Source organism: Nonomuraea sp. NPDC059023, assembly GCF_042740095.1.
Classification (GTDB): domain Bacteria; phylum Actinomycetota; class Actinomycetes; order Streptosporangiales; family Streptosporangiaceae; genus Nonomuraea.
In genome coordinates, this window is the sequence record NZ_JBHYIO010000013.1 from 181191 (window position 1) to 193690 (window position 12500).

Here is a 12500-nt window from a genome sequence, read left to right on the forward strand (position 1 = left end):
GGATCGGAACAGTTACCGGCCCTCGTCCCGATCCACGATGGCCGCCATACGCGACGACCCACGGGAGGCTGACATGTCCTTTCAGTTCGACGACGACTACGTCCTGACCATCAACGGGAAACCACAGCGGTCCGCGGAGACCTCCACGGTGGTCAACCCCGCCACCGGCGAGATCATCGCCGAGGTTCCGGTCGCCGGTCCCGAGCAGCTCGACGAGGCCGTGGACGCGGCGCGGGCCGCCTTCCCCGCGTGGGCGGCCACCCAGCTCCGGCAGCGGCAGGCGATCGTGAACGCCATCGGCGACCGGCTGGAGGCCCACGCCGAGGAGTTCATGACACTGCTGACCCGCGAGCAGGGCAAACCCGGCGGCGGCGCCGCGTGGGAGGTCTTCGGCTCGGTCGCGTGGCTGCGCGCGATCGCCGCCCAGTCCCTTCCGGAGGAGGTCGTCGAGGACACCGCCGACCGGCGCGTGATCACCCGCTACACGCCCCTCGGCGTGGTCGGCGGCATCACACCGTGGAACTTCCCCATCCTGCTCGCGGTATGGAAGATCGCCCCCGCGCTCGTCGCCGGCAACTGCATCATCGTCAAGCCCTCGCCGTTCACCCCGCTGTGTACCCTCAAGCTCGCCGAACTGGTCCAGGACCTGCTTCCCCCCGGCGTGTTCAGCGTACTGTCGGGCGACGACGACCTGGGGAAGTGGCTCACCGCGCACCCCGGAATCGACAAGATCGCCTTCACCGGCAACACCGAGACCGGCAAGCACGTCATGCGCTCGGCGGCCGGCAACCTCAAGCGGATCACCCTGGAACTCGGCGGCAACGACCCGGCGATCGTGCTGCCGGACGTGGACCCGGCCAAGATCGCGCCGCAGCTGTTCTGGGCGGCCTTCCAGAACAACGCGCAGTTCTGCAACGCCGCCAAGCGCCTGTACATCCATGCCGACGTCTACGAGCAGGTCCGTGACGCGCTCGTCGGCTACGCGCGCACGGTCACGGTGGGCGACGGCGCCGACCCGGGCACCGATCTCGGCCCGATCCAGAACCGGCCCCAGTTCGAGAAGGTCAAGGAGTACTTCGACGACTGCGCCCGCAACGGCTACACCTTCGCCCTCGGCGGCGAGATCGACGAGTCCGCCCGAGGCTGGTTCGTCCCGGTGACCCTGGTGGACGACCCGCCGGAGAACTCGCGGCTGATGCGCGAGGAGCCGTTCGGCCCCATCCTGCCGCTGGTGCGCTGGACCGACGAGGCCGATGTGATCGCGCGCGCCAACGACACCGAGTTCGGCCTGGGCGCCAGCGTGTGGGGCAAGGACCTGGAGGCCGTCGAGCGCATCGGGCGGCAGATCGACGCGGGCACGGTGTGGCTCAACGAGGTGCACCAGTACTCCCCCGCCCAGGCCTTCGGCGGGCACAAGCAGTCCGGCATCGGTTGTGAGAACTCGTTGCACGGGCTGATGGAGTACACCAACTGGCAGACGGTCACCCTGAACAAGCGGCCCGACGCCGTCTGATGGCTGAGATGAACGGGCCCGGTGAGATCCTGCCGCACAGCGCCGCGCTGTTCCCGCACAAGAGCGCGCTGGTGACGGCGACGCGTGAACTGACCTACGCCGAGCTCGACCACGCGTCCGCGTCCGTCGCCGCGGCGCTGGCCGAGCGCGGTATCCGGCCCGGCGAGCGCGTCTCGCTGTACGCGCAGAACCGGTGGGAGTGGATCGTGGCCTACCACGCCGTGCTCAGGGCCGGTGCGGTGGTGAACCCGATCAACGTGATGCTCACCCCGGACGAGGTGCGCCACGTCCTGCGCGACTGCCAGGCGGTGGCGCTGTTCGCCTCAGGCGACGAACTCGCCGCCCTGGGCGGGGTGCTCGACGCGGTCGGCACGCTGCGCACCGTGATCTGCTTCGACGACCCGCCTCCGGGCGCCGAGGCCTTCTCCGCCTGTCTCGCCACGACCGCGCCGCGGGAGGCCGTGCGGGTGCGCCGGGAGCAGCCGTCCACGATCGGCTACACCTCGGGCACCACGGGGCATCCCAAGGGCGCCGTCCAGTCCCAGCACGCGGTGCTCATGAACTGCGAGCTGACCGCCCGCATGCACCGCAGGACCGCGGCGGACACGCTCCTCACGGCGCTGCCCGCCCCGCATGTCTACGGCAACGTGGCGATCAACAGCACGTTCCTCTCCGGCGGGACGGTCGTGCTTCTGGAACGCTTCGACGCGCGCACCGTGCTGGAACTCATCGCCGAGCACCGGGTGACCATGTTCGAGGGCGTACCGGCGATGTACGCGATGCTGCTGGCCCACGAGCGGCTCGGCGCCACCGATCTGAGCTCGCTGACACGCTGCACCGTCGGCGGGCAGACCATCGCCCGCTCCACCATCGAGCGCTGGGAGCGGATCAGCGGCGCACCGCTGATCGAGTTGTGGGGCATGACCGAACTGTCCGGCCTGGGGACGACGCATTGGGCCGGCGCCGAGCCATGCCCCGGTTCGATCGGCGTGGCCCTGCCCGGCATCGAGGTACGGATCGGCGACCTGGACGACGCCTCCCGCACCGCACCGCCCGGGACGCCGGGAGAACTGCTCGTGCGGGGCCCGCTGGTCATGCTCGGCTACTTCGGCGACGACGAGGCCACGTCGGAGACGATCGACCAGGACGGCTGGCTGCGCACCGGCGACATCGCCTACGAGGACGACACCGGCCATCTCTTCATCGTCGACCGCCGCAAAGACATGATCATCACTGCGGGCTACAACGTCTATCCCGCCGAGATCGAACGTGTCCTCGCCGCGCACCCCGCGGTGGCGATGGTCGCGGTCGGGCCGATCCCCGACGAGGTCAAAGGCGAGACCGCCCGCGCCTACGTCGTCCCGTCCGGCGGCGCCGCGACCACCCCGGAGGAGCTGATCGAGTACTGCCGCACCCGGCTCGCCGCCTACAAGCTGCCCCGTTCCATCCAGTTCGTCACGGCGCTGCCCCAGACGTCCACCGGCAAGATCATGCGCCGGAAACTGATCGAGCTGGCACCGCCTCAGCCCCAAGGAGCCCGGCGTGATGGTCTTCCACCAGAACCTGCCACGCGCCCTGACCCGTGAGGGCGACGCCTGGCCCGGGGAGCTGTGACATGGCGCGCCACCTCACCCAGGCCTGGACACAGCTCGTGCTTTAGGGAACCCGGGACCTTCCCGAACACCGGGGCGCCGACGCCCGCATGCAGTACATCCTGACCGGCGACCGCGACGTGCGCTTCTACTGGACGCTGGAACACGGCCGGGTGACCGACGTCGTGCTGGGCACCCTCGACGAATCAAGGCGGCGATCGCCCGCGTCCGGGCTGCCACCGAACTGTGACCGGCTAGTCTGGCCCGCATGCCCGCACCGCAACGGAGCCCGTCGGCCGAGCGCATTCTCCGCACGGCCGCCAGGCTCTTCGCGATGCACGGCTACTCCGCCACCTCCACCCGCGACATCGCCGCCGCCGTCGGCGTCCAGCAGCCGGCCATCTACAAGCACTTCTCCGCCAAGGACGACATCCTGGCCGCGCTGGTCAAGCTGGGCCTGGAGCCGCCGCTGACCGTGGCCGACTCACTGGACGTCGTGGCGGCGCCGGCGGTGGTCAAGCTGCATCGATGGCTGCGCGAGTCGCTGCAGCACCTGCTGGACTCGCCGTACGTGCTGGCGTCCATCCTCACCACGCCCGAGCTGGAACGCGACCGGTTCGCGGCCGAACGCAAGCTGATCGAACGGCTCGAACTGCAGGTCACCGACATGATCGTGCAGGGGCAGCGCGAGGGCGACGTCCGGCCGGTCAACCCGGTGTCGGGGGCACGGCTGGTGCTGGTGCTGTTCGACGCGATGGCGCTGCCTGAGTTCGCGGTCAGCCCGCCCGAGATCATCGACTTCGCTTTCACCGCCCTCCTGAACGACCCCTCCCGCCTGCCCGAACTCCAACGCCAGGCGAACGCCCTCACCCTCCTCTAGAGCGTGCCGTCCGGCCCTGACGCGACGGCGGTCCCCGTCACGCGCTCCTGCCAGCGGGCGAGGTCGCTACGCGTGGCCTGGGCGTCGGGGTGGTCGGGACCCAGCACCCGCTTGGTGACCGGCAGCAGGTCCGCGAACCTCTCGCAAGCCGCCACCGCCTCACCGGCGTGCCGGTTACGCGGGGTCGGTCCTGGTCTGGCCCCTCGGCCAGATCGGCATCGCCGCCCTCGCGCCGGGGGACCTGCGCGGCGGTTACATGGGCGTGGCCTCCGCCACGTGGAGTGTCGGTGCCGTTTTCGATCCGCTGGCCGGCACCGTCCTTGCTCGACCATGCCAGGCGAACCGCCTGGGAGCGGTGGGCGCGATCACCGGGGTCGTCCTCTTCGCCGCCCAGCAGGCGCTCGGTCCGGCACTCCGCCGCCGGACCGCGGCGCAAGCGGACGCTCGTCCATGACCGTGGTCAGGGCCGCTAGGCGATGAAGCCCAGCGCCAGGGCGGCGATCACCGGGCCCATGTACAGCAGGGGGTAGACGACGGTCGAGTACGAGCGTGCCCGGAGCACGGTGACCACGGCTCCGGCGAAGTACAGAACCAGGCCGATCCCGGCCAGCAGGCCGATCACCGGGACGAACAGGCCGGCCAGCAGGCCCACCGACCCTGCGGCCTTGGCCGCGCCGAGCCAGGGCCACCACGAGCGGGGGACGCCGTAGTCCATCAGCGGCTTCACGACCCACTCGGCCTTGCGGAGCAGGGAGAAGGCGGAGAATCCCACCCAGAGGGCGGCCAGGACGGTGACAATGGTGGCGGTGGTGGACATGGGTGACTCTCCCTAGCTGGTGTTCTTCGTGGTGATGCCCATCCTGTGGGCCTCGGTTGATAGCTCCGCGATGCGTTCACGATGTGCCGGAGATCACCCAGTTCTCCGCTCCAAGGTGGCGGCTTGGGCGCGGCAGGTCCGCAGGACGGTGGCCATGAGCACGAGGCCGGCGCAGACGCTCAGAGCGTGCTCCGTCACGGCGACGACCGGATACTCGACCGTCGCGAAGCCGCCGGGCCGGACGACGGCCCACAGAAGCTTCCACGACCCCCAGGCGAACAGCGAACCCGACGCGAGAAACACCACCGCCACCGGAACCCCCAAGGGCAACCGGGACGGCCGCGCCGCGATGAGAGACCAGCCGCACCCGGCGCCGAGGAGCGCCCACGCTCCCCAGTTGCCGCGCATCAGCAGGCCGTCCAGCGTCTCGCGGCCGACGTGGGCGGGGTCCAGTCCCAGACTCCCGCCGAACGCCCGATATCCCCAGAGCAGCCCCAGCCCGGCGCTCGTCATCAGCCCGGCCAGGAGGAACGCCCGGCCGGTGCCGGGAAGCTCGCCCGGTCTCCCTGCCCGGCCGGTGCCGGCAAGCTCGCCCAGTCGCCCCAGGAAGGCTCGCGGCCAGCGTTCTCGCAGATAGATCGGCAGCGCCACCGCCAGGCCCACCGCCATCCCCGCGAACCCGACACCGATGCCGATCGTCTCCCATCCCGGCATCGCCGCGTCCCCGCCGTCCGCGCCGAGCACGACGCTCACAATCCCGTACGGGATCATCGGAACCAGGAATCCCGCGCCCACCCACGCGAAGAAGAGCAGCGGCGGACCAGGGATCCGCCGGCCCCACCGCTGCGCCAGCGCCAGCCCCAGTGCCACTCCGGCCAGCGCCATCACCACCGTGATCGCGTTGAGGGTCACCCACTCCGTGGTGTCCATGCCGCTCTGCGCGGGCGCGATCCCGAGGAGGGCGGCGGCGACCCAGGCGACCTTGACGACGAGGTACAGGGACAGGGTCGCGGCGGCGCCGTACCCGGCGACTTTCCTGACGGCGCTCCACCGCGGATGAACTCTCGTCATGGTCACGAGTGTTCCGGCGCGAACCGAGCCCTCACCTCCCCCTGAGGAGCCACGATTCTCCCCTGTCAAGGGGAGCCGACGTTTCGGCGAGCCTGTGGTAGACGCGTCTGGCGTACACCAGCGGCTCCTCACAGGCACGAAGGTGGTGCACCTCCTCGACGGCGCCGACGAACAGGGTGTGATCGGCGGCCGGGACGGTCGCGGTGATCGTGCAGTCCATCGCGGCCAGCGCCCCGGCCAGGACCGCGTTGCCGGAGCAAGGGGAGGGCGACCAGCCCACGTCCCGGAACTCGCTCTCCCCGACGGGACGCTCGCCGGCGAAGTGCGCGGCGAGGGCGCTCTGCCCGGCGGCCAGGAGATTGGCGGTGAAGCTCCGGTTCTCCATGATGAGCTGATGTGTACGGCTGCGCCGGCTCAGCGACACGAGGAGCGTCGGCGGTTCCAGCGACACCGACAACAGGCTGTTGATCGTGACGCCGTGCGGCCCCGTGGCGGAGCGGGTGGTGACGACGGCGACCCCGGTGGGCCACTGGCGCATCACGGCCCGCATCCGGGTGCTCACCACGCGGCCACCCGGGGCGCGGCGGTCTCGATGGCCGGGAAGTGCGGCAGTACCTCCTCGCCGAGCTGGGCGATGACCTCGTGGGCCGGCCGCGTGCCGTGCTGGACACCCAGGGCGGCGTGGTTGATGCCGGCGTCCCGCCAGCGTCCGAGGAGTTCCAGCAGACCCTGGGACCCGGTACGCAGGACGAAGCCGCCGCGCAGCGGGGTGGGCGGGTGGCGCGGGTCTTCGGCCAGGTCGATCCATTCGTTGGTGGCCACGGGCTTGAACGCGCCGCCGGGGATCAGGCCGCGCCAGCCCGCCGCCTTCTTGCCCAGCGCGATCGGGCCTTCGGGGGTGGAGGCGGAGCCCGGGTAGACAAGCCATCCGTCGGCGTGCTCGGCGATCCACTCCAGAGGCTGCTGGGACGAGCCCGTCACCAGCAGCGGAATGTGGCCGTGCACCGGCTTGGGCAGCAGTTCCACGCCGGAGGCGGAGGGCCGGAGGAGGTCGCGGAACGCGTGCACCGCCTCCCGGTAGCGAAGGCCACGGCCCTCGAAGTCGACCCCATACGCGGGGAACTCGCTGGGCCGGTCGCCCGAGGCGGCGCCGAGCACCAACCGGCCCCCGGACAGGTGGTCGATGGAGGCCGCCTGCTTGGCCAGGTCGATGGGGTGCCGCAAGCTGAAGATCACGCTGCCGGTCGCCAGGGTGATCCGTGAGGTGTGCGCGGCCAGCCAGGTCAGCGCGGACCAGGGGTCGTACACCTGCCCGACGTCCCCGAAGGTCGCGTCCGCCAGCGGGATGTCCCTGACCCACGCGGCGGCGAAGCCCGCCTGTTCGGCTTCCTGGACCAGCTTGCTCTGCCCGTGCAACGCCGCCATGTCACCGGTATAGGGCCACAACGGCAGGAACAGCCCGACGGTCAGCCGGCCGTTCGCGAACATGCGGTCAAAACCGACGTGGGCAGCTCGGTCACTCATGACATCCCCTTCTGGTTGGAACGTTCGATCCAGAGCATAGCTGGATTGGGTCGAACGTTCCAACCAGGTAGGGTGAAATCATGCACTCCCAGGACACGCGCACGCGGATCGTGCGGGCCGCCGCCGAACTGTTGCAGCGGCAGGGCTACGAGGGCGCCTCCGTCAAGCCCATCGCGAAGGCGGCCGGAGCCTCGGTGAGCTCGGTGTACCACTTCTTCCCCGGCGGCAAGCAGGAGCTCGCGGTCGAGGCCCTGCGTCACGGCGCGGCCGAGTACGCCGACCTGCTCAGCCAGGGCATGGCCACCAGCGCCGATCCGGCCGAGGGCGTCGCCGCCTGCGCCCATCTGATGGTGTCCTCGCTGAGGACCTCGTCCTGGGTCGACGGCTGCCCAGTGGCGGTCACGGCGCTGGAGACCGTGGGGCGGGTGCCGGGCATCCAGCAGGCGGCCGAGGAGGCGCTCGCCCACTGGCAGCAGCTCATCAGCACCTCGATCCAGGCGTCGGGAGTCCCCGCGAACACGGCGGACGAGCTGGCCAGCACCGTCATCAGCACGCTGGAGGGCGCGGAACTGCTCAGCCGGGTTCGGCGTGACGGCCTTCCCCTCCTGCGCGCCGCCGACCACCTGTCCCAGCTCGTCCGCCTCACGACACAAGGCACGGCACAAGGTACGACACAAGGGGCGACCCACTCGCGGTAGCGCGGCGGCATGGGCGTGAGTCGTGGAGCCGGACCAAAACCGGTGGCTTCCGCGCGGCCGACCGGGACGGGTGTCCACCCACCGCCACGTGGTCGGCGACCACCTGCGAGCCGCGCTGGCGGCGGGGCTCCAGGTACGGCGGTGCGAGGAGCCCCTGCACCCGCCGGCGGAGCCGGGCGAGCCGGCCGACGTCCTGGGGCCGTGGGATGTGTGGCCCTGGGCGCTGCGCGACCTGGTGCCCGAGGCCACGCACGCGGCCGTCGCCGGGACGCCGTCGATGCTGTTCTGGCATTTCCAGCGCTAGCCGGAGGCGACTCACTCCACCGTGACGATCCGGCCGGTGAGCCTGGCCCGTTCGGCGGCGAAGACCGCGAGGTGGGAGGCGAGGGATTCGGCGGGGCCGGAGCGGATCCGGTCGTGCTCGCCGGTGGCGACCGCGGCGACGAACGCGGCCATGAGGCGCTCGTCGCCGCCCGCGTGGCCGCCGCCCGCCGTCGCGTCCCCGTCCGGCGTCACCGCGATGACCGAGGACGTGCCGGTGCGGAAGTCGTCGACCCGCACGTGCTCGCCGTCGCAGGACAGCTCGCCGTGCGTTCCGAAGATCCGGGTACGGCGGTGCCCGCCGGTCGTGAAGGCGGTCATGGTGAACGTCGCGCTGGCCCCGCCGTCGAACTCCATGGCGACGACCTGGTGGTCGACGACGTCGTTGTCGCAGTCGTAGACGCACCTGCCATAGGGGCCGTCCCGGAGCGCGCCGGTGAGGGCCTCCTCGGTGAAGGTGGGCGTGACCACGCTCAGCGGCCACCCGTGCCGGCCTTCGCGCAACCGGCCGAAGTACAGTCGAGGCGCCGAGTAGGGGCATTCCGGCTCGACGCCGCAGTCCAGGCATCTCGCGGCGGCCCCTTCCGGGCGGTTGTCCGGGCGGAAGTGCCGGAGCCCGCCGAAGCTGGAGACCCGCCGGATGCGGCGGCCCACGACGTACTGCAGCCAGTCGAGGTCGTGGGAGGACTTGGCCAGCAGCATGAACGCCGACCGGTCGGCGCGGCGCCAGTTGCCGCGCACGTAGGAGTGCGCCTGGTGCCAGAAGCCGACGGGTTCGAGGTGCTGGAGCGACACGATCTCGCCGATGCGCCCGGAGTCCAGCACCGCCTTGACGGTGTCGGTGTAGGGCGCGTACCGCAGGACGTGGCAGACCGCGAAGATCACGCCGGCCTTCTCGACGGCCGCGACGATGTCACGGCACTCGGCCTCGGTCGGCGCCAGGGGTTTCTCCACCAGGATGTGGTAGCCGAGTTCTGCGAAGGCCTTGGCGGGCTCGGCATGCTCGCCGTCCTGGGTGGCGATCACCACGGCGTCGGCGATCCTGCCCCGCCCGGCCAGGTGCCGCCAGTCGGTGAAGTACTCGGCGCCGCTCTCGGCGGCCAGGGCCGGACCCCGCTCCGCCGACGGGTCGGCGACGGCCACGATCCGCGCCTGCTCCGGTCGCGCCAGCGCCCACCGGGCGTATCCGCTGCCGCGGTCTCCGGCTCCGGCGATGGCCAAGGACACGGGTGTCATGCTTCTCCACTCAGGTGTTCAGGTCGTCCAGCAGGGAACTCTCGACCGCGTCCAGCGCGGTGCGCAACGCGCCGACGGTGACCGCCCGGTCGCCCAGCAGCGACACCCGCAACTGGGGTGGCAGGGAGGTCATCTGCGGCAGCCTGCGCCGGATCGGCTCGGCGATCTGCTCACCGGCCGCCGCCACGCCGCCCCCGATGACGATCAGCTCGGGGTTCAGGAGCAGGGCCAGGGTGCCGACCGCCCTGGCCATGCGGGCGAGGATCTGTTCGAGCACCTGCTGGGCCTCGGCGTCGCCGTCACGGGCGGCGGCCAGCAGGAGCGCGGCGTCACCGGTCAGCTCGTGGGTGTGCTCGCGCAGCCTGACCACGACCTCCTTGCCGATGTTGGTGGCCAGCGCGCCGATGCCCTCGGCGCCGGGTGTGTGCTCCAGCAGGCTGAGGAAGGCCATTTCCCCCGCTCCCCCGTCGTGGCCGCGGAAGACCTGGCCGCCCGAGACGATGCCGGCGCCCAGCCGTTCACCCGCCAGCACGTAGATGACGTCCCGGCTCTCGGCCGCGACGCCGCGCCAGCGCTCGCCGACCACGGCGAGGTTGGCGTCGTTGTCGGCCAGGACGGGCGCGGCGAAGGAGCGGCCCAGCTCGGCCCGCAGGTTCAGGCCGGTCCATTCGGGCAGCACGTCGCAGGTCAGCACCACCCCGGTGCGGGGGTCGACGATGCCGGGCGTCGCCGTACAGGCCGCCAGGACGGCCGAGCGCTCCACCCCGGCCCGCTTCAAGGTGTCGCGTACGGCCCGGCGGACCCCGTCCAGCCGCGCCTTGCGGCCCAGTTCCTGGCCGAGTGCGCGCACCTCGGTCGCCAGGACGGTCCCGCGCAGGTCCGCCACCGAGACCATGCACTTGTGCACCCCGATGTCGATGCCGACGACATGCCCGTTCTCCGCCTTCAGCCGGACGAGCCGCGCGGGACGGCCGCGCCGTCCGGGAGTGTTGTCCTCCACCTCGGCGATCAGCCCGATCCGCCGCAGGTCCTCGATCACCGCGTCGACCGTCGGCCGGGACAGTCCCGCGGCGTCGGCGAGTTCGGTGTGCCGGATCGCCTCGACCTCCCGGAGCACGTGGAGGACCCGTTCGGCGTTGAGACGGCGAAGCAGGGGGGCGGTCGCGGAAGCGGTCATGGAAACACCTTCGGGTAGACACCGGTGATTCTGGCAAGATCGGCGGGTTCCCGCATGAGATCACCCCTTGACCGCGCCGGAGGTGAGCCCGGCGACGATGCGGCGCTGGCCGATCAGCACGAGAATCACGACCGGCACCGTCACCAGCAGGGCGGCCGCGGCGATGGCGCCGTACGGCTGCTGGAACTCCGAATCCCCGGTGAAGAAGGCCAGGGCGGCGGGCACCGTACGGGAGGACTCCGTCGAGGTGAGCGAGATCGCGAACAGGAACTCGCCCCAGCACGCCAGGAACGTGAGCAGGAACGTGGTGACCACCCCCGGCGCGGCGACCGGAAGGATCACCCTGACCAGGGCCTGGAGGCGGGTCGCGCCGTCCATCTGCGCGGATTCCTCAAGATCCCACGGGATGGTACGGAAGAAGGCGGTCATCAGCCAGATCGCCAGCGGCAGTGAAAACGACACGTAGGGGATGATCAGCCCCAGCCAGGTGTCGAACAGGCCGATATCGGTCCACAGCGTGAACAGCGGTCCCACCAGCGCGATCGCCGGGAACATCGTCAGGCTCAGCGCGACGCCGAGCACCAGGCGGCCGCCACGGAAGCGCAGGCGGGCGATCGCGTACGCGGCCAGCACCGCGACGAGCACCGAGACGCCCGTGGCCACCAGCGAGATGCCCACGGAGTTGCCCAGCGCGCTGGTGAACACCGGCTTGGTGAACAGCCCGGTGTAGTTGTCCAGCGTCGGCGAGGCGGGCAGGAAGCGGCCGTCGTTCTGCAGCGCGGGCGGCTTCAGCGACAGGCTGACCACCCAGGCCAGCGGCGCCAGCGTCCAGATCGCGACGATGAGGGTGACCAGCAGGTCGCCGATGCGGCGGCTCATCGCCCGCCTCCCAGCTCGGATCGGAACGCCCTGACGAAGCCGCTCGCGATCAGCGCGACGCACACGAACAGCAGCACCGACACGGCCGAGCCCAGCCCGACCTCCAGGTCCCTGATCAGGAAGCGGTAGCTCAGGAACGACAACGTCTCGGTGCCGACCGCGCCCTGGGTCTGGATGTAGACGGTGTCGAAGATCCGGAAGGCGTCCATGGTGCGGAACAACAAGGCGACCATGATCGCCGGCCGTACGCACGGGACCGTCACGCGCCAGAACCGCTGCCAGGCGCCCGCCCCGTCCACCTTCGCGGCCTCGTACACCTCGCCCGGCACGGTGACCAGCCCGGCCAGCAGCATCAGCGCCATGAACGGCGTGGTCTTCCAGACTTCGGTGAGCACGATCACGGTGTAGGCCGACCAGGTCTCGCCGAGCCAGTTGAAGTCGCCGCCGACGAACCCGACCGACGGCTGGAAGGCGAAGCGGAAGGCGAAGGCGGACACCACCGTGAGCACCGCATACGGCACGAGCACCACCGTGCGCAGCAGGCGCCTGCCCCACAGGACCTTGTGCATGGCCATCGCGAGGGCGAAGCCCAGCACGAACTCGACGCCCACGCTGGTCACCGTCAACACGATCGTGGCGGCGAGGTCCTGCCACCAGTCCCGGGCGGTGAGGATCTCGCGGAAGTTGTCCAGCCCGGCGAACGCGCGCTCGTCCGGGGCGCTCAGCGAATAGCGCTCCAGCGACAGCCCGGCGGTGCGCAGGATCGGCACGACAGTCACCGCCGTCATGAGC

At 71.0% G+C, this 12500-nt stretch carries 14 protein-coding genes; 5 read left to right on the forward strand and 9 right to left on the reverse strand.

Annotated elements, in window-relative coordinates; all coding sequences use genetic code 11:
• Nucleotides 1-73 precede the first annotated feature (73 nt).
• The 3 genes from ACFWYW_RS23420 to ACFWYW_RS23430 all read left to right on the forward strand — a co-directional run bounded on the left by ACFWYW_RS23420 (nucleotide 74) and on the right by ACFWYW_RS23430 (nucleotide 3985).
• Nucleotides 74-1513: an aldehyde dehydrogenase family protein gene (locus ACFWYW_RS23420; RefSeq protein WP_379612634.1), complete on the forward strand. Its 1440-nt coding sequence runs from the start codon at nucleotides 74-76 to the stop codon at nucleotides 1511-1513.
• 8 nt (nucleotides 1514-1521) lie between these two features.
• The gene (locus tag ACFWYW_RS23425; protein WP_379612635.1) at nucleotides 1522-3099 is read left to right on the forward strand and encodes a class I adenylate-forming enzyme family protein; all 1578 of its coding nucleotides are present in this window, start codon (nucleotides 1522-1524) and stop codon (nucleotides 3097-3099) included.
• Nucleotides 3100-3373: 274 nt separating this feature from the next.
• The gene (locus ACFWYW_RS23430; protein WP_379612636.1) at nucleotides 3374-3985 is read left to right on the forward strand and encodes a TetR/AcrR family transcriptional regulator; all 612 of its coding nucleotides are present in this window, start codon (nucleotides 3374-3376) and stop codon (nucleotides 3983-3985) included.
• Here the strand turns inward: ACFWYW_RS23430 and ACFWYW_RS23435 are convergent.
• The 5 genes from ACFWYW_RS23435 to ACFWYW_RS23455 all read right to left on the reverse strand — a co-directional run bounded on the left by ACFWYW_RS23435 (nucleotide 3982) and on the right by ACFWYW_RS23455 (nucleotide 7397).
• Complete coding sequence (locus ACFWYW_RS23435; protein ID WP_379612637.1) at nucleotides 3982-4140, reverse strand: hypothetical protein; 159 nt, start codon at nucleotides 4138-4140, stop codon at nucleotides 3982-3984. The two genes, ACFWYW_RS23430 and ACFWYW_RS23435, sit on opposite strands and share 4 nt — an antisense overlap.
• A gap of 314 nt (nucleotides 4141-4454) precedes the next feature.
• The gene (locus ACFWYW_RS23440) at nucleotides 4455-4802 is read right to left on the reverse strand and encodes a DoxX family protein (protein ID WP_379612638.1); all 348 of its coding nucleotides are present in this window, start codon (nucleotides 4800-4802) and stop codon (nucleotides 4455-4457) included.
• A 93-nt stretch (nucleotides 4803-4895) separates the two neighbouring features.
• Nucleotides 4896-5873 carry a hypothetical protein gene (locus ACFWYW_RS23445; protein WP_379612639.1) on the reverse strand — a complete coding sequence of 326 codons (978 nt, stop codon included), beginning with the start codon at nucleotides 5871-5873 and terminating at the stop codon, nucleotides 4896-4898.
• Nucleotides 5874-5904: 31 nt separating this feature from the next.
• Nucleotides 5905-6438, reverse strand: coding sequence for a flavin reductase family protein (locus tag ACFWYW_RS23450; RefSeq protein ID WP_379612640.1), 534 nt, complete (start codon nucleotides 6436-6438; stop codon nucleotides 5905-5907).
• Complete coding sequence (locus tag ACFWYW_RS23455) at nucleotides 6432-7397, reverse strand: LLM class oxidoreductase (protein ID WP_379612641.1); 966 nt, start codon at nucleotides 7395-7397, stop codon at nucleotides 6432-6434. The genes ACFWYW_RS23450 and ACFWYW_RS23455 overlap by 7 nt, the downstream gene beginning before the upstream one ends.
• A gap of 80 nt (nucleotides 7398-7477) precedes the next feature.
• On the opposite strand from ACFWYW_RS23455, the gene ACFWYW_RS23460 reads away from it, so the two are divergent.
• Together ACFWYW_RS23460 and ACFWYW_RS23465 are read left to right on the forward strand one after the other, a co-directional pair.
• Nucleotides 7478-8095, forward strand: coding sequence for a TetR/AcrR family transcriptional regulator (locus tag ACFWYW_RS23460; RefSeq protein ID WP_379612642.1), 618 nt, complete (start codon nucleotides 7478-7480; stop codon nucleotides 8093-8095).
• 70 nt (nucleotides 8096-8165) lie between these two features.
• On the forward strand, nucleotides 8166-8399 hold the full coding sequence (locus ACFWYW_RS23465) for a hypothetical protein (protein WP_379612643.1): 234 nt from the start codon (nucleotides 8166-8168) through the stop codon (nucleotides 8397-8399).
• Between the two features lie 11 nt (nucleotides 8400-8410).
• Here the strand turns inward: ACFWYW_RS23465 and ACFWYW_RS23470 are convergent, their stop codons facing one another.
• The 4 genes from ACFWYW_RS23470 to ACFWYW_RS23485 are packed head-to-tail and all read right to left on the reverse strand — an operon-like array spanning nucleotide 8411 to nucleotide 12496.
• Entirely contained in the window at nucleotides 8411-9652 is a 1242-nt protein-coding gene (locus ACFWYW_RS23470) for a Gfo/Idh/MocA family protein (RefSeq protein ID WP_379612644.1), read from the reverse strand.
• Between the two features lie 10 nt (nucleotides 9653-9662).
• Nucleotides 9663-10829, reverse strand: coding sequence for an ROK family protein (locus tag ACFWYW_RS23475; RefSeq protein ID WP_379612645.1), 1167 nt, complete (start codon nucleotides 10827-10829; stop codon nucleotides 9663-9665).
• Between the two features lie 60 nt (nucleotides 10830-10889).
• A complete protein-coding gene (locus ACFWYW_RS23480) occupies nucleotides 10890-11708 on the reverse strand; it encodes a carbohydrate ABC transporter permease (protein ID WP_379612646.1) in 819 nt (272 codons plus the stop codon).
• Nucleotides 11705-12496, reverse strand: a complete 792-nt coding sequence (locus ACFWYW_RS23485) for a carbohydrate ABC transporter permease (protein WP_379612647.1) — start codon at nucleotides 12494-12496, stop codon at nucleotides 11705-11707. Before ACFWYW_RS23485 ends, ACFWYW_RS23480 begins: the two co-directional genes overlap by 4 nt.
• Nucleotides 12497-12500 lie beyond the last annotated feature (4 nt).